The sequence below is a fragment of the Candidatus Dependentiae bacterium genome, assembly GCA_018266175.1.
Taxonomy (GTDB): Bacteria; Babelota; Babeliae; order Babelales; family RVW-14; genus JAFEAY01.
In genome coordinates this window covers 344,659-361,334 of record JAFEAY010000003.1, presented here as the reverse complement: position 1 = coordinate 361,334, position 16,676 = coordinate 344,659, and the positions used below count along the sequence as shown (strand labels likewise).

Sequence of the window (16,676 nt, the reverse complement as noted above, 5' to 3'; positions counted from 1 at the left end):
TGTTTTAAAAAGTGAGAAATTTTCTTTGATTTTTAATGTGAATTATCTATACTAAGGGCGTCGAAGTGAGAAATTAAATTTTCAGCTTAGATAATCGCGGTGGGCGTAGCTCAGTTGGTAGAGCGTCAGATTGTGGTTCTGAATGTCGCGGGTTCGAGCCCCGTCGCTCACCCCAATAATAATCCAGGGCGTAAATCAGGTGTCTCTAAGGCAACTTGACCTTGGTAAAAGCATTAAATTAGATATTGAAATTTTAAAAAGTTGTGTCGGGGCGTAGCGCAGTTGGTAGCGCACTCGCTTTGGGAGCGAGGGGTCGCCAGTTCGAGTCTGGCCGCCCCGACCATTATTTCAGCCATCGTTCTTCGAATTATGGCGCCGACAGGTTCGTGCCCGTAGCTCAGTTGGATAGAGCAACGGATTTCTAATCCGTAGGTCGCAGGTTCGAATCCTGCCGGGCACACTCTTGAGCCCGATCCCTAAAAATATCTTGAGGTTTTCTCAAATAATAAACAAACTTATATTCACAGATACAAGCAAAAAAGAGCCGGCCTAACGCTTTGTCAGGCCGGCTCAGTAATTACTTTAAGCACTGAATTTAACAGCTGAATCTGTTTGCAATTACTAGTTTCTTACCCCAAAAGCACCCGTAGTCCCTTGTTTAAGGATTTCCCACCAAGACAACGATGGTGCTTCTTGTACTACTTCTTGTACTACTTCTTGTACTACTTCTACACATGTATTTATAGCATCGCCGGTACCTTGAACAAAACCTTCTGCGCATGTGAACGGATCATTTGGAATGAAATTTGTATATGAGTGGGTGCATCCGCCGGTGACTGCATCAAGTGTTCCATTGGTGAGTCTGCCAACAATTCCCTCGAAAACGGTAGGTACATCGGGGCAGGTATTAGTTGCTGCTTCTACGCATCCTGAGCCAAGATTAACAAAGCCTTTATAGCAAACGTCAAATGCTGATGGTACTGGTTCAGTTACTGCTGGTGCTGCGTAGATAAATGACATAAGGTAGTCAGTGGGAATCAGTGACATAAGGTAGTCAGGTGTAAATCCAAGTGTAAATGCCAAGTACGTTAAACCAGCAATTCCACCTACTGAAAGCGCAGTGTACGCAAGCTTTCTTAGGCCGCTTGTCTTATGAAGCTGCCCACCCGCTGCTAAAATGTTTTGAGCTTTTGCTGCTTGAGCAAGAGCTTTACAGTTTGGCGTATTGCGTGCATTAACAGGCGCCTGTGCAGTCAAAAAACCTGCCATAAGGGTAACAATAATAAACTTTTTCATACGAAACCTCCAAAAACGATATGGTTAAACATTTCTTAACAAAAAGCACCTTTGAGAAAACCATATTCTTCCAGGTACATGTTTTTACTCTACCATTAAAAAAAATACAGTGCAAATGGGCATTGTTTGCACTGATTACCCTATTTTTTCTATATATGTAATTATTGCAAATAGTTTCAGAATGAAAACATTGATCAAAATAAAGCAAAGAGAGGTAAAGTGAAGGCAATGATGGTATAGTAGCTTTGCTTGATCAAGAGCATAAGATTCAAAAGTACCACCTCAAGAGGAGAGCGTGACTGTGGAAGAATTAACCTTAAAATCTGGACGATCTGTACTGAGCGATAGACGTATCCAAAAAATGAAGCATATTTTCTATGGGTTTCTAGTCTGCGTATTTATTATTTCCCTCAGGCTTTTTTACTTACAGGTAGAAAATAGTACTTTTTTGCGTCGGATGGGTGAGAATAACTTTTTACGAACCGAAGTTGTTCCGCCATTACGCGGCAGCTTTTTGGATTGTAATGACATTCTGCTGGCTGCTAACCGCCCTGTTTTTGATCTATACTGGCAGGGAAAGGGTTCATCTCCTTTGCAGCCTTATCACTATGAGCTTTTACGTAAGGTAGGTTTTATTGCGGGTACAGACCTCCTCAGGCCTGAGGTAATTCAATCAATTCATTACGCTGAGCAGAATATGCGCCGTGTTGTGCTTGCTCGGGATATCTCTTTTGAGGCGCTGTGCCAGATGAGTGAGCAATGCCCCTATGTTTCAAATATCTTTGTTGAAAATAGGTTTAAGCGGGTGTATCCCTTTAAATCGTTTGCAAGCCACGTGCTCGGCTATCTGAGCCGAATTGAAAATTGTGGTAAATCTGGCCTTGAGTTGCTCTTTGAAGAACAGCTGCAGGGTGAGTCGGGCCATGTAACAAGGGTCACTAACTCTCGGGGCAAACCCCTTGCATGCAAAGAATTTAAGCATGCCAAAGCAGGAGACAATATTCAATTGACTATCGACTTTCAGCTTCAGCAGCTGGCAGAAACCCTCCTTGAACCACAACAAGCAGGATGTGTCGTGATAGCAGATCCAGAGACTGGTGCTGTTCGGGCTATGGCTTCATTTCCAGCATTTGACCCCAATTTTTTTCTGAGCTCTATTACTCCTGCCCGTTGGCAAGAGGAAATGGTTACCAATAACCCGCTGCTTAACCGCGTTTGCTCAGCAGAATATCCTCCCGCATCGGTCTTTAAAATAGTAACTTTTGCAGCAGGGCTTGAAGAAGGGCTCATCCAAGAATCTTCAGAGGTCATTTGCAACGGATACGTTAACTTTTACGGGAGAAACTATTATTGTATCCGTCACTCTGGCCATGGACGGTTGTGTATGAAAGATGCTTTTGCAAAGTCGTGTAATATCCAGTGCTTCGAAATTGCAAAGAAAATAAAGATCGACAAGCTGGCATCATATGCCGCTTGCTTTGGTCTTGGGCAAAAGACCAATTTCCTGCTTCCCGAAAAGAGTGGCCTTGTTCCCACAACGTCGTGGAAAAAAATGGCCAAGGGGGAGTCTTGGTGGCGGGGTGAAACACTTTCGGCAAGCATTGGTCAGAGCTATCTGTTAGCAACCCCTCTGCAAATTTCTCGATTGGTTAACTCAATTTGTACCGGTTACCTGGTTAAACCGCGCCTTATTGAAGCTGAGCCTGTTGAGCGGGAAAAATTGCGCTTGGCTGAGTCGACCCGTACTTTTTTACGTGAATCGATGAAAGAAGCCGTTGATTCGGGAACTGGGTGGCGACTGCGATCACTCAAAAATTTTGATACCTACGTCAAAACTGGAACCGCTCAGACTTGTGCGTTGTCTCGTCAGGTAACCTCAGCACGACAGCTTGAACATGCTTGGTTGATTAGCTTCTTTTCTTACAAAGGAGGCAAGCCGCTTTCATTGGTCATTTTAATTGAAAACGTTGGGTCATCAGCACCTGCAATTGTTGCAACCAAAAAATTTTTGCAAGGGTATGAGCGCATTATGGAGCAACGTGCTGCGCAGGCTCCCTGATCAGAAATTGTGTTTTGTGCTATGCTTGCCTGCATAATGTAATTTTTAAATTCCCAGACAATTGTAAAGAAACTATGAAAGCTGCTTTTTTTGATCGCGATGGAACGCTTATTAAAGATGTTCACTACCTCAGTGCATTACACCAAATTCAATTAATAGAGCAAGCGGTTGCTTTTGCCGCTGTGTGCCAAGCAAAAGGTTACACATTGTTTGTGGTGACTAACCAGTCAGGTATTGCTCGGGGCCACATTTCAGCTCAATTTGTTGAGCAAACACATGAGGTTCTGTATCATCGATTGCAGCAGCGGGGTGTTGTGATTAAGCAATTTTATTATTGTCCTCATCACCCAACCGATGCGGTTATTCCCGAATTGCTGATTGCTTGCAATTGTCGTAAGCCTGGTCCTGGGATGTTACTAAAAGCTGCTCAAGAGCATGGAATTAATTTACAAGCCTCACTCATGTTTGGTGATAAGCAGCTTGATGTTGATGCGGGACAAGCAGCCGGGTGTAATGCGTTTATCATCGACCAGGTTCTTGAAAAATCACCAGGGTGGTGGGACGAAAAAGTTTTTGTAACTAAAAAAAATTAAAAAAATATCAAATAGCCCAGGAGAAAACCATGGAAGAGCAGCACAAAGAAATGTTTACCGGTAATATTTTATTGTTTTATATCTTTGATGTTGGTGATGATGTTGATTTAGATCTTATTAAAAACAAGGGATTGCTCCAGCCATGCGTGGTTCCGCTTTCTTCTTATTTTAAAAATTATCATTTACCACTGTCGTTTAGGCTTCAAGATCAACGTGAAGAATTGCAAGATTATGGTGTCAAAAATGCAAGCTGTATTTCAAGCAAAATACACCACTTTGGTGCACTTTCTTTTTGTTATCGCATACCATTTGAAGATTCATTTGAAGATTTAAAGCTTAAGGTGATCGATATTAAAAAGACCTTTGATGAAAAAAGTGAAATCGATGCCAGAGGAGTTTTTAAAAAGATTTTGCCTGCAGTTAAAAAGCCGCGCTTTTACAATTTAAGAAGCTCTTATTTTGCGGTGCAGATGCATCCGATTAAAGATACCTTGACTCCAGAAGAGTTTAAAGAGCGTTACGGATCAAAGATTGCCTCACTGCTCAAGCTTGAAATTTACAACCTTTCAGATTATCAAAAAGATGAAATTTTAAATTCGACCATTGGTTACTACGGACAAGATCTCATTATTATTGATAGCGAAGGTTCTTTTATTTATGATGATGAATATTTTGAACCGCTTGAATTTTTTGAGTACGCCAACATTCAGAAGCTTGAATTGCAATATTTTGATCGATTGCTTGATCATAAACTTAACTTTTTCTACAATCAAGAAGCGTTTAAAGTTCCTTTTTCAGCGTACTTGCCACTCTGGAATCGTTATGTTGATTTGCCTGTTTTACGTTTGACCAAACTGCGTGTTGATATTTCGGTAATTACCGAACGGCTTGAAAACAGTATCAAACTTGCAGGCGATGCTTATTATTCCAAGCTTTATTCTATGTTGACCGAAAAGCTTTCACTCAAAGGTTGGCGAGATTCGCTTAACCGTAAGCTTGATATTATTCGTGATTTGTACACCGTGTACCAAGATCGGCTTGATACCATTCATGAAGAGATGCTGACATTGGTTATCATTATTTTGATTACCGTTGAAGCATGCTTAGTATTTATGCGGTAATAAGAGTATTTTTATGCCCTTCGTACAAATTCCCAAGTAACACTACCCTTGCAATTGCGACATGGTGGAAACCGATGGCCTTTTGCAAGGGGAATTTCCCGCTGCTCTTCCGATGTGCAGGTGCAATTTTTTAAGCGGTAAACGCCAGACTCTTCACATACTTCACCAATATGAAAAGTATCGCCTCTTTTGAGTTCATTATTCATAATTGAGTCCATTTCTTAATTTTAAATTTTTTTAAGGTTACTCAAACAGGCTATAAAAATTCCAGACTAAGCAGCAAGTGTTTGTATAAACAGCACAACATTCGCTTTCTTGAAATGATCTTTGGAATAATGGTATACCTCTTATGTTAGGGCTATTATCTGCAAATTTTTTATCAAGGGAAAAATGATGAACAAATTTTTAAAGTATTTTTTGATTATTGGTACACTCCTTGTGATTGGATATGGAGCCTATACACTGTATCACGTTGTGATTGAACATGCTGTTTCAAAGATAAAGCAAGGCGCTACAGAAGGTGTAAGTAAGGGGATTGGTAAGGGTCTTGGAAATGTTATTAATCCATTTAAATGGTTATAGTTTTGAGTGCGACATTAAAAGGTTATGATGAAAGATGATTTGCCCATTAAAAATGGGATTGTTATTCCTGCTCATGAGCTTGAGATAACAACAAGTAGAGCTGGTGGGCCAGGAGGCCAGCATGTTAATAAAACGGACTCACGCATTACGGTGCGTTGGAATGTTAAGAATTCATGCGCGTTGACTGATGAACAAAAGGAGCGTGTGCTTGGTAAGCTTGCTTCCCAATTAACAAGTGATGGTGACTTGATTGTTCACAGCAGCGCATCGCGCAGCCAACAACAGAACAAACAAGCAGCTTTTATTCGACTGGCTGAAGAAATTAGGAAAGCGCTTGTTGTACCTAAAAAGCGAATGGCAACGCGTGTTTCAAAAAGCGCGAAAAAAGCTCGCTTAGATTCAAAAACGCGGCATGGTATGATCAAAAAAATGCGCAGTAAAAATATTCACGATGATTAAGAGTAAAAAAAGAGAGTGCCCAATCGAGCGAAAGCTATTGAGCACTCTCTTTTAAATTTAAATATCAAATTTAGAAAAGATAACGAGCTTGGGCCCAAGATCTTTTACCATGTTGATCACGAGATTCGTGGGTATTAATAACTTGGATAATTCCTCGTTTTTCACATCGGCTTATCGCTTTTGCAACTTTTTTGGATTTGCAATCATCAATCCAGAGGATTGTATTTTTATGAGCTAACTGCTTGCAATTTTCAATATCAATTCTGCAGCCGTTATAAGTATGATCTCCATCGATGTAGATAAGATCGAATTTATCTTTTTCTTGAGTGCATAGTTGTGCTACTTCAGGCACTTTTACCTTTGAATCACCCGGAACAAAAATGAAGCGATCTTTATATTTTGCTTGCAAGTATTGAGCTGCATGACTGGTATAAGCATGCATGTTGATGTCAAAAGAAACGAACTTTTCAATATTTTTACATGATTGGAAGAAATTTTCTGCGCTATGCCCGGCATTTAAGCCAATTTCAGCAATCGATTTTATATGAGGATGTTGTGCTAGTTGTTGGCGAAATTGTTCTTGTTGAGCAAGGCTTAGGTACCCTTCATTGATCTTTGAATGAGTTGGAGATAGTGAAAAATTCTTGCTTTGAAGATATTGATCAAGCGTTATTGTGAAATTTGATCCAGGAATATTTGATGGAGTAACGTGTGCAACAGGATCTAATCCGTAAACCAGAGAAGACTGAATTAGTAAGATACTTGTGAAAACTTGAAGTTTCATAAATGTTTTTCCCTTGTAAGATAAAACTTAAAAATAGTTACGCTTAATAAATGAGCTTACATCAACTTTAGGTTATGAGAAGTATCAAAAAAAGAATGGGTGTTCAAGTGATTTTACTCATCTGAACACCCATTGGAAATATGAAAATTAAGTACGACTTATTACTGAAGTTTTATTCAATAAAAGTAAGCGCTTGGCCAACTTTGTTAGCTCGACCAGTTCTGCCAATTCTGTGAATATAATCTTCATGAGTTTGAGGAAGATCGTAATTGATAACATGCGAAACATCGTCGATATCTATTCCTCGAGCAACAACGTCGGTAGCAAGCAGGATTTTGATGTGATTATCTTTGAACATCGCAAGAGCTTTTTTGCGTTGAGCTTGACTCTTATCGCCATGCATTGTAGCAATCTTAAAGCCGCGCTCGCGTAAGTTCTTGGATAGTTTATCGGTTGATCGTTTGGTTCTTACAAAGATGATTACTTTAGTAAACTCAGGCTTAATGAGAAGATCGTGCAACACTTCAATTTTATTTAAAGGATTGACCTTGATGATATCCTGGTTTACGTTTTCAGCGGTTTGTCTTGTCTTGACGCTGATTGAAACTGGATTGCGTAAAAACTGATTCATTAACATCTTAATTTCAGGAGAAATTGTTGCTGAAAAGAAGAGTGAATGACGGTTTTCAGGTAATCTTGAAAGGATATATTTCATATCATTAATGAATCCCATATCAAGCATTGTATCAACTTCGTCAAGAACAATAGAATTGTATTTGGACAGATTTAAATGTCTATTTTGTTCTAAATCTTTTAATCGACCTGGTGTGCCTATGACAAATTCTGGATCTCGTTTTAAAACATTAATTTGAAGATTAATACTTAATCCGCCAATGCAGAGCACCGAAGAAAATCCTGTTCCAGCCTTGAAAAATTCAAGTTCAGCTTGAATTTGAGCAGCTAACTCTCGAGTTGGGGTAATAATCAACACTCGAGAGGTTTTTTTTGTTAAGAGATTATTTACTAGCGGAATCAAGAAAGCAGCTGTTTTACCGGTGCCGGTGTTTGCCGTGCCGATAACGTCTTTACCCTCAAGCAAGAGCGGAATAGTTTGATCTTGAATGGGTGTGGGTGTTGTGTACCCTCGTTTAATGATGTTCTGCTTAACTTGCTCTTCAACAAGAAAATCTGAAAAAGCATGCTTAGGGACATATGCAGCTGATATTACTTGCTCTTCAACTTTTTTTATAAAGTCTGAAGGATTAAATTTTTTAACTGTTTTACCTCTTCCTTGTCCGCCGGTTGGACGAGTTGAAGTGCGGCCTGGGCTGCGGCTTGACCATGTTGTTCTGCTTGTATCGTTATATGCTCGAACAGGTTTTTCGGCAGTTTGCTCTGGTCGGCTTGCTGACCGTTCTGGATTTGAAGGTTTGTCGTTATCACGACGCTGCCCCCAACGTTTTTCAGGAGCACCGCTTGAATCAGGACTACGCTTAGCCCAAGCAGGCTTACCTTCACTGCCAAAAGTTCGAGCAGGTCTGTCGGTTGATCTTTCTGGTCGATTGAACGAACGATTCGGTCTATCAAATGATCGCTCTGGTTTATTAAAAGATCGTTCGGCGTTGTATGGTTTGTCGCCAAATGATTGAGCGCCAAAAGGTCTATCACCCGATGGGCGAGCACTAAAAGGTCTTTCGTTATTACGATGTTGCCCCCAACGTTTTTCAGGAGCGCCGCTTGAATCGAAGTTGCGGTTTGAGCCTTCAGTTCTATGTGCCCAAGCAGGTTTAACTTCACTGCCAAAAGTTCGAGCAGGTCTGTCGTTTGATCTTTCTGGGCGATTGAACGAACGTTCCGGTCTGTCAGATGAACGCTCTGGTCGGTTAAAAGACCTATCAGAGTTGAAAGGCTTATCACCAAAAGTTCGAGCAGGTCTGTTGTTTGAACGTTCTGGCCGATTGAACGAATGCTCTGGTTTATTAAAAGACCGTTCAGAGTTGTATGGTTTGTCGCCAAATGATCGAGCGCCAAAAGGTCTGTCGTTATCACGACGTTGACCCCCGCGTCTTTCAGGAGCTCCACTTGAATCTAAATCACGACTTGGTCTAAATGATTTTCCAGTATCGCGCCTTGAGTCTGAGGCTTTGTGTGACGCATATTTTTTTGTTTGATCTGAAGATGTTTTGTAAGATCTTTTTTGTTCCGGTTTATCGTATTTTGGCATAGGTTCCCGAGGGTAAAATGAGAAATAGTGTTGCGTGTGAGTCCGTTTTATTCGGACAGTCTACGTATGTAAGCGGTTGGTTCTGCCAGACGTAGCTCGTTAGAGCGTAGGCTGGTGTGCCTAATATGGCTTTTAGCTTGTGTTAAAGTTACGGCGGACAGGATCCCTCGTCAGGCTTCCGACTTTGTCGAGGCTTTGATGGGCAAGTTGGATAAAAACGTGACCTAGCGATTAGGAATTGCGAAGTCATGAGCAAGCGCAGAGCCTCAAAGTATTCGCCTGAGCTATAGGTACCCCTATCGTTAATTATATAGGTTTTAGGAGTTAAGGTGAAGTGCTTTTCTATAAGGATGGTGCGCCTGGCAGGAGTCGAACCTGCAACCAACGGATTCGAAGTCCGGTACTCTATCCAATTGAGCTACAGGCGCATAAAATTTAAAATTTCAGATTATGCTCCTATTTTTACCATAAAAATCTGTAAAGATCCAGCTAAACGTTCAATTCAAAGTATTTTTTCATACTTTCCAGAAAGTTTATTTAGTTGTTGCGGTTGAGCGAAAACTTTGCAAGTTTTTCTGAGCTTTTCAGGTTTTTACCTTCTAAATCAGGTTTTCTTCCAAGATGATCTTGCGCATCAGGATTTGCTCCCTGTTCTAACAAGTAATCAATAACGTTTTGATGATTACCAAGAAGGGCCCAATGAAGTGCTGTTTGTCCCCATGAATCGGTGAGATTAATATTTGCCTGCAATCCAATGAGTGTTTTTACCGTATCCAAGTGTTCATGATATGCAGCAAGGTGAAGCGGCGATAATCCGTCGCGTGTGCTATCGACCTGATACTGACCACTTTCAATGTGTGCGCAAACATAATCAGAGCACCCATTTTCAGCAGCCCAATGAAGTGGTGTGTTGTGAAATTCTTCAGGAAGAGCGAGTAATTCTTTTGATGTAAAAATATTGAGATATTTTTCAGGATAATTGTTCTCAAGAGCATAATGTTGTGGTGTAATACCATAGCAATTTCGTACATTGAGTGGTAAATTTTTGCGATTAAGCAGATTAGCTAGATAGCTGAGATTTTTATAATGTTTATTGTTGTTAGCAATAGGTTTTTTTAAGAGATTATGCAGCGCTGTATCACCATATTTATCTTGAGCATTGAGATTTTTCGTTTTGTTCATAATAAGTTTAAAGGTACCTTCAACTTCATACGGTGAAATTATATGTGCTGGGAGTTCTCCATTATGGTTCGGCGTATTAACAAAATTATTATTAATTTTATTAATGAGATGTTTAATTACCGATGCAGTGATTGTAAGTTTATATGAAAAAGCATGATGGAGCATGTTATTTCCTTGATAATCAACAATATTTGGATCAGCGCCTTGCTGGATAAGGAAATCAATAATTTCAATGTTATTTGATTGAATCGCAAAGAAGAGCGGCGTTTTACCAATCTTATTTTTTGCATTGATAGTGACGTCTTTGTTTGCATCAAGAAGTTTTTTTATAATATCGATGTCTTTATTTTGAACTGCATAGTGAAGTGGAAGATTGCCTTGAGCATCGGCAATAGTCACATCAGCTTGTCTTTCAAGGAGTAGATATAATGCTCGATCTGATTTGTCAGAAGCAAGAGCTGAGATCATATGCAGCAGAGTTTGACCTGTTTGAGCGTTTTGGATATTTACATTTTGTAAGAGCTTGAGCAAATGAGTATAGAGACCCGAGGTTTGAGTTGCGGCTATGTGGAAAGGCGTATCTCCTTTATGGTTCGTTATTTCCAAGCTTGCTTTGTATGCAATGAGCAGCTCTGCAATTTCTTTACTTGATTTTCTATATGGTGTCTTAAACAGTTTATGAAGAGGCGTGTCGCCATCAGCATCTTGCAGGTTTGGATTTGCTTTTTCTTTCAAAAGTTCTTCGATGTAGGCGGGTAGTTGCTCCGTAACTGCTTTATGAAGGATTGTCAATTTGATTATCGGATATTGTTTATTAATATCGTTGCCTTGTGCTAAAAATGCTTTGAGTTTTTTCAATGATTTGAAAATAGGAGCATCTTCTAAAACGATGGATGGTATTACCCTTGGGGCAATCGTCTTATTAGTTTGTGATCCATTTATATGAGCTTGTGTTGATGTAATATTTGTCAGTGTAGCAATAATTTGTTTAGTCTGGTCATCATCCGATTTCTTAGTAATGTTGATGATAATGAATGTGAGTTCTGGGTCTTGACGTAAAATATTTTGAACTTTTTTAATCCAATTTAAAATGAGACCCTTCTTAAAAGCATACTCTGCCCAGCTCTGTGCACAAGCATCAAATTTTAGGCAATTATTATCAATATCATAGCCGTCATCGTGTTTCTCACACCCACCTTTTCCTGGATCTTGATTAAGAAGATGGTAACGACGAGCATGCTCAAGTTCGTGAATGAGTACTGGAACTTTACCAAGAGTTGGCTGATACATTGTTTGAAAAGCGCTATCGTTTTGAATTTCTGAAATCAAATTTTTTTCAGAATCGAAATATCTTATTTTTTCCAAAAGCGTAATCATGTCGATAAAATTGATATTTTCATGATTTAAAGTGATTTGGTTTTTGTTTTGTTGGTAGAAGCCTAGTGTATTTTTCTTGAGGTTGTTTGAAAAAAAGCAGGAAATTGACTTACTGCCGTTATTAATAAGCTGAGGAACTGATAGGGATAGATATTCAGAGCAAAAAAGAGTGTTCACGCAGTCTAGGAGTGCAATCAGTTTGTTTGCTTCAACAGAATTTGTTTGTATGCTTGGGGAATCTTGTTGACTTTGTTGTAGGAGAGATGGAATTACCTTGGCCGTCAAATTGTCTATGAATACTTGTGCAAGAACTTCAGGATGATAGAAATAATTATGAGGGTTCATTTTTCTACTAATCCAACTCATAACAATAGTTTTAAATAATCCTTGATGTATTCCATTCAGCGCTGAGTCTGGCCTGGTGATTTGACTTATCTTCTGTTGCCCCCATGTGTTTATTACTTCTCTGCGTGATAATGCTCTTGCTTGATCGATGCTTGCAAGGTTTCGTGTGATGTTGTCTTGAAATTTGGTTTTCAGACCAGCTAAAGCAGCTATTTTTTCATTTGTGGTTGGTAAAGAAAACAGGCTATTAATATCTGCTAGATATTCAGCATAAAGGTTACATTGAATAGTTTGAAAATATTTTTCATCCGCATTGAGGAGCTCTTTATGTATTTCTTGGAGGTATTCGCCAAAACTCATTGATGAGTGATTTGTATTTCTATAAAAATCAAAAAATTTTGATTCTAAAATATTGGATTGCCAAATTCCATTTTTTAGAAAGAGGCTCAGAGCTGTATCAAAAATTTCTTGATCCTTTATGCTGGGCGTTAGTTGGAACAGAGAACATCGGCTGAAAAAGTGAGTGAAATTATTTTTTAGAAATGATTCATCTGAGCTTTTATTTCCTTGTTCTAAAAGGATTTGCTCATTAATTGCTTTTTCTAATCCTTGCGCATAAAAAATATCTAAGAAAATTTCACGAATTTTATTCCTTGGAATCATGAGTTGCAATTTTGTTCTGCTTTGTACCGGTTCATATGTTCCAGGAGCAAAGTCGATGATATAGCCATTTCCAAGCTGTTTAATAAAACTTGGGGGGAGAAGGTTTTGCTCAGTGGCAAATATATCGAGTGGGCAGAATGGAATTCCTGCTGTAGTAATAAAACTAGAAAGATACTGTTGAGCCCTTTTGAAAACACGTATTATAGGCTTGCTATTGCAATTAACAAAAGTATCAAGAATTTCTTTTGAAGAATCTTTATTAAGTTCAATAGATTCATTATTGGTGTGAAGCATAATTTTGAAAGGAATTCCATCGGTGAGATGTGCGGTGGTGCTTCCTATGTAGTTGTGTAAAAAATCAATTGTACTTGCAAGCGTCATCTCAGTGGCAACACTCGATTCTTCTTGGAGCGTTATGGTAATAGAAGTTCCATGAAAGTCTGGTTGAATTAATGATGAAACATCCGAACAGGTTAATGCAAGGTCTTTAACCAATTCTGATCCTTGAGATCTGACAGGTTCAATTTTGAGTAAATAACATAAATTTGGATTTTTGGTTGTACGTGTTAAAACATGAACAACTTGAGCCTTTTGATACATTTTAAATGAGCCATTACCCATTTCGCCAATTGCTCCTGCCGCCGCCGATTTTTCACTTAAGTCTGGAAGGATGAAATTGGTTAGAAGTGTACGAAGACTTGGGAATCCGGCATTGTCGTGTATCGTAAGCTTAATTGCTTCATGATCCTTGATATTTGTTTGTTGTCGTTCAAGTCTTATATCAATGGTTGCAAGCTTATCTGTTTGAGCATCGGTTAGGATGTTGAGGTTGTTATAAAATTCGCGTGATGCGTCAATCGAATTTTGCAATGCTTCAATTACTGTTGCATCAATATAATTTCGTTCACTACCAGCTTCGGAGCACTGTTCAATTTTTTTAAGTTCTTTTCTAGGAGACGATTGTATTTGCTTGATGATTGTTTCTATATCTTGTTGGTCAAGTGCTTCTGAGAAATTATTATTTTGGCAATGCGTTTCAAAAAGTTGAGAAAGAAGGAAGGTCTTTTCTTGAGGAATCTTGTTTTCCTGCTTTGTAAGTTCCGGTGGTAATGTTGAAAAGCTTTCAAGAATATCCGCTTGTCCTTGCATAAGCTTTTCAAAAATTCGTTCAATGCTTTTAGATGCTTGTTCCTGAGCTGCAAATGAGAGAATGTTTTGAATTTTTTCATGGTTAATGAGTTGAAGTTTTGCATAAAACTTTTTTATCGTTATAGGTTCAATTTTTTCCTGAATATAATAATGAATAACCGATTTGAGTGTTTCCAGACCGGCAGGAGTTAGGACATGCTTAAAAAGGGTTTCAGGTAAATTAATAAGTATTGTGGTTATAAATGCAAGCTCTTCGGGGCCTTTAACCGTATCAATAATCGTTTTAATGAGTTCTCGAGCTTGAGCATTGTAATTTGTTTTTGCTGCAAGAGCTCCTAGAAAAAACAATGGTGTTCCGCCAAGTGAACTGGGAATATGAAGCTGATATGATGATAAAAGGCGATCTCTATTGGATGAGCTTATTTTTTCAAGAAAATCTTTTTTTTGAAGCTGCATTATATTGTGTAAATATATTTTTTCTTCTGGGTCGAGCATGCAAATAAGTGGTGCAATCATGCCACAATAATGTGTAGTAACCCCATTAAAAGTACAGGAAATTTTTGTATCGCCAGCGCCGTAGGTGTAAGGAAGGCTTTGAGGGCCAAAATTAAATAAATTTCTGTATCCACCTAAATGAGTCCCATGAAGTGATTGAATCTCTTGATGTATTTCTGGAGAAATATTAAGTGTTGTTAGGATAAGTTGGAACATATTGAAACTCAGTGAATCTTGCATCAGTCTGGTTGTAATTGCCTGTCTATTAGGGACAAGCGACGTCAAAGGGGCTGTTACATTTTCAGTCCATGAATAGGCAAATTGGTTTGAGCCTGAAAGTGTACCGGGTGAGAGTTTGAATTGTTCAAATAAAAGATGATATTGACTGCAAAAAGAGTTAAATATTTGCTGCTGTTCTGCAGTGAGTGTTTGCATACGTGAAGATTTAATCTCGGCTGTTGCTTGATATCGTCGTTCAGGAAGTGAACATAATAATCTATTGATGAGTTCAGCTTCACTTTTTGCTTCAGTAAAAATACTTTCTGGGATAAAAATGCATGTTCGTAGTCCAAGATGAGAAGCTTGCGTAAGATTCGAAGCGCAAAAAACATATAAACCAAAGATAAGTTCGCCAGCAGCTCCCCTTTGTTTAAGTAATTTTAGGGGATTTCTTGAAGGTGTTGCAAGGCGCTCGCGCCCAAGCTTCATGAGATGTTCTTCAAGTGGTTCATAATTATTATAAACAAGAGCTGGATGAACTGGAATAATCGTAATACCGTCATTAGCATGTTTAAATAACTTGTTGTAAAGCGGGACAAATTCCAGCGGAGCAGCAAATGTTCGTTCAGATTTTAACGCCTGGTTTAATTGATCTTGGAGATATTTAGAAAATTTTCCCTTTATGTGGGTAGATGAAGATTCTTTTTCCCAGACATCAAGTGCTTGATAGAGGGCATAAAGTACTTGGTTATCCTTGTTTTTTCCAGATATGACTTCTTGAATAGTAGCAAGAATCATTTTTTTTATAAAAACTTCTTCATCGCTTAAACCATCATTGCTTATAGTAATTTCATTGAGAGCTAAGGTTGTACTTGTCCACTTGGGTAATTCGATAAAGAGATCTTGTAATTGGTTTTGATCATTGAATAAGGGTATTGGAAGCTTTTTGCAGATGATAGTAACACCATTAGCTGTCATAAAAAAATGTGAAGAATGATGCAATGCTTGAGCTCGTTTGGGTATAGGGATTATTGAATCAATTTTTTTTATTGGAGGATTTTTAAGTGACTGGCTCGGAATTAAGAGATCTTGTAAGGCTGTCCAAAGTGGCATTCCTCTGCCGCTATCGTGTACTGTGATCTTATGAGGTGAGAGTGAGACTTGAATTGGAGCTTGGTTAGAATTATTTGAAAGTCCTATGTTGATCAGGAAGTTGCTTTTCTCCAATCCATAAACGTCTTCAGTTTTTAAAATAATTGGTACATGAGTATAAAAGCGAAGTGATTTACAAGATGAGATTGTAAGTTTGCTCAGAAAGGAATCGGAAATTAGGTTACCCAGAGCAGGTTTTATGCACACCGTTGTCCCTGTGCCTGTGCAATTTGTATTCTGTGTATAATTAAAAGTAACATTAATTGATTGTTCTTTATTTCCATTTTCAACTTTTTCGAAGAGCATAGAGTAATTTTGTAATTGTCCGTTGATATCATAATACGAAGTTTTTACTTCTATCGTTGCATTCCATGCTAAGGTATTAAAAATAGAGAAAAATCCTAAGCCACGTTTTCCAATAGCATGTAATGGATCTAGGCAGGCATCGCACGCATTAGTAATAATTTCTGTTAAAAAGCGTGTTTCATCTGGGGAAATGCGTGAGGTTGCATTTCGTATCCATTTTTGAGCAAGTGCATGACGGGTTGGGTTTTGTGTGTGGTATGTTGCAGGATTGTTAAGATAATTAAGCAATTCACGCGCTTGTTCTTCTTGGTCATTACTTGCAAGATGTGCTTCAATGATAGCGGTAAGGGAAAAAGTCGTACGGACATTTTTAAGAGATTCTTCAAGGTGCTGTGTACAACTCTTAGAGCGTAAAGGTTCAAGAGCATTACTTGATGCTTGAAGCCCAGATTCAGACAATGTACGTTTTTTATTCTCTTTTTCATGAATGATATTTTGATTTGCATCAGGTTTCATACCGGTCAAAGAGGCCATGCACTGAATCGCGAGTATAAAAATAAAAATATGCTTAAGCTTCATAGAAACCTCCATTTCTCGTTGCATCACACTGAATCATAAATTACAGATATAGATAAAATTATATAATAATTCATATCTGAAAATAATTCAA

General features: G+C 38.6%; 10 protein-coding genes and 4 tRNA genes. 8 read left to right on the top strand and 6 right to left on the bottom strand.

The features are described from left to right. The first annotated feature begins 99 nt into the window (after positions 1 to 99). The 3 genes from JST56_01545 (at position 100) to JST56_01535 (ending at position 460) form a co-directional block, all read left to right on the top strand. A tRNA-His gene (locus tag JST56_01545) sits at positions 100 to 175 on the top strand. A 92-nt stretch (positions 176 to 267) separates the two neighbouring features. After that, positions 268 to 343, top strand: a tRNA-Pro gene (locus JST56_01540). 43 nt (positions 344 to 386) lie between these two features. Continuing rightward, positions 387 to 460: transfer RNA gene (locus tag JST56_01535), tRNA-Arg, on the top strand. A gap of 161 nt (positions 461 to 621) precedes the next feature. Here the strand turns inward: JST56_01535 and JST56_01530 are convergent. Further along, entirely contained in the window at positions 622 to 1,296 is a 675-nt protein-coding gene (locus JST56_01530; protein ID MBS1987653.1) for a hypothetical protein, read from the bottom strand. 301 nt (positions 1,297 to 1,597) lie between these two features. On the opposite strand from JST56_01530, the gene JST56_01525 reads away from it, so the two are divergent. From JST56_01525 to JST56_01515, 3 genes are all read left to right on the top strand, one after another. After that, positions 1,598 to 3,355, top strand: a complete 1,758-nt coding sequence (locus JST56_01525) for a hypothetical protein (protein ID MBS1987652.1) — start codon at positions 1,598 to 1,600, stop codon at positions 3,353 to 3,355. Between the two features lie 74 nt (positions 3,356 to 3,429). Further along, complete coding sequence (locus JST56_01520; GenBank protein MBS1987651.1) at positions 3,430 to 3,948, top strand: HAD family hydrolase; 519 nt, start codon at positions 3,430 to 3,432, stop codon at positions 3,946 to 3,948. A gap of 29 nt (positions 3,949 to 3,977) precedes the next feature. Then, positions 3,978 to 5,069 (top strand): hypothetical protein, encoded by a 1,092-nt coding sequence (locus JST56_01515; GenBank protein ID MBS1987650.1) that lies wholly within the window; start codon positions 3,978 to 3,980, stop codon positions 5,067 to 5,069. An 11-nt stretch (positions 5,070 to 5,080) separates the two neighbouring features. Here the strand turns inward: JST56_01515 and JST56_01510 are convergent, their stop codons facing one another. Then, positions 5,081 to 5,275: a hypothetical protein gene (locus JST56_01510; protein MBS1987649.1), complete on the bottom strand. Its 195-nt coding sequence runs from the start codon at positions 5,273 to 5,275 to the stop codon at positions 5,081 to 5,083. A 184-nt stretch (positions 5,276 to 5,459) separates the two neighbouring features. Between JST56_01510 and JST56_01505 the strand changes: the two genes are divergently transcribed. Beyond that, positions 5,460 to 5,651, top strand: coding sequence for a hypothetical protein (locus tag JST56_01505; protein ID MBS1987648.1), 192 nt, complete (start codon positions 5,460 to 5,462; stop codon positions 5,649 to 5,651). A 24-nt stretch (positions 5,652 to 5,675) separates the two neighbouring features. After that, positions 5,676 to 6,110: an aminoacyl-tRNA hydrolase gene (arfB, locus tag JST56_01500; protein ID MBS1987647.1), complete on the top strand. Its 435-nt coding sequence runs from the start codon at positions 5,676 to 5,678 to the stop codon at positions 6,108 to 6,110. Positions 6,111 to 6,180: 70 nt separating this feature from the next. Here arfB and JST56_01495 read toward each other — a convergent pair whose 3' ends face one another. From JST56_01495 to JST56_01480, 4 genes are all read right to left on the bottom strand, one after another. Further along, positions 6,181 to 6,894, bottom strand: coding sequence for a class I SAM-dependent methyltransferase (locus JST56_01495; protein ID MBS1987646.1), 714 nt, complete (start codon positions 6,892 to 6,894; stop codon positions 6,181 to 6,183). 172 nt (positions 6,895 to 7,066) lie between these two features. Then, entirely contained in the window at positions 7,067 to 9,118 is a 2,052-nt protein-coding gene (locus JST56_01490) for a DEAD/DEAH box helicase (GenBank protein MBS1987645.1), read from the bottom strand. A 351-nt stretch (positions 9,119 to 9,469) separates the two neighbouring features. Further along, positions 9,470 to 9,546 (bottom strand) — tRNA-Arg (locus tag JST56_01485). Between the two features lie 109 nt (positions 9,547 to 9,655). Continuing rightward, positions 9,656 to 16,585: an ankyrin repeat domain-containing protein gene (locus tag JST56_01480; protein MBS1987644.1), complete on the bottom strand. Its 6,930-nt coding sequence runs from the start codon at positions 16,583 to 16,585 to the stop codon at positions 9,656 to 9,658. Positions 16,586 to 16,676 lie beyond the last annotated feature (91 nt).

What these genes read in the sequence shown, in the direction of transcription:
- JST56_01530 (MBS1987653.1), bottom strand. Translation starts at nt 1,296, where the DNA reads ATGAAAAAGTTTATTATTGTTACCCTTATGGCAGGTTTTTTGACTGCA.
- JST56_01520 (MBS1987651.1), top strand. Translation starts at nt 3,430, where the DNA reads ATGAAAGCTGCTTTTTTTGATCGCGATGGAACGCTTATTAAAGATGTT.
- JST56_01515 (MBS1987650.1), top strand. Translation starts at nt 3,978, where the DNA reads ATGGAAGAGCAGCACAAAGAAATGTTTACCGGTAATATTTTATTGTTT.
- JST56_01510 (MBS1987649.1), bottom strand. Translation starts at nt 5,275, where the DNA reads ATGAATAATGAACTCAAAAGAGGCGATACTTTTCATATTGGTGAAGTA.
- JST56_01505 (MBS1987648.1), top strand. Translation starts at nt 5,460, where the DNA reads ATGATGAACAAATTTTTAAAGTATTTTTTGATTATTGGTACACTCCTT.
- arfB (MBS1987647.1), top strand. Translation starts at nt 5,676, where the DNA reads ATGATGAAAGATGATTTGCCCATTAAAAATGGGATTGTTATTCCTGCT.
- JST56_01495 (MBS1987646.1), bottom strand. Translation starts at nt 6,894, where the DNA reads ATGAAACTTCAAGTTTTCACAAGTATCTTACTAATTCAGTCTTCTCTG.
- JST56_01490 (MBS1987645.1), bottom strand. Translation starts at nt 9,118, where the DNA reads ATGCCAAAATACGATAAACCGGAACAAAAAAGATCTTACAAAACATCT.
- JST56_01480 (MBS1987644.1), bottom strand. Translation starts at nt 16,585, where the DNA reads ATGAAGCTTAAGCATATTTTTATTTTTATACTCGCGATTCAGTGCATG.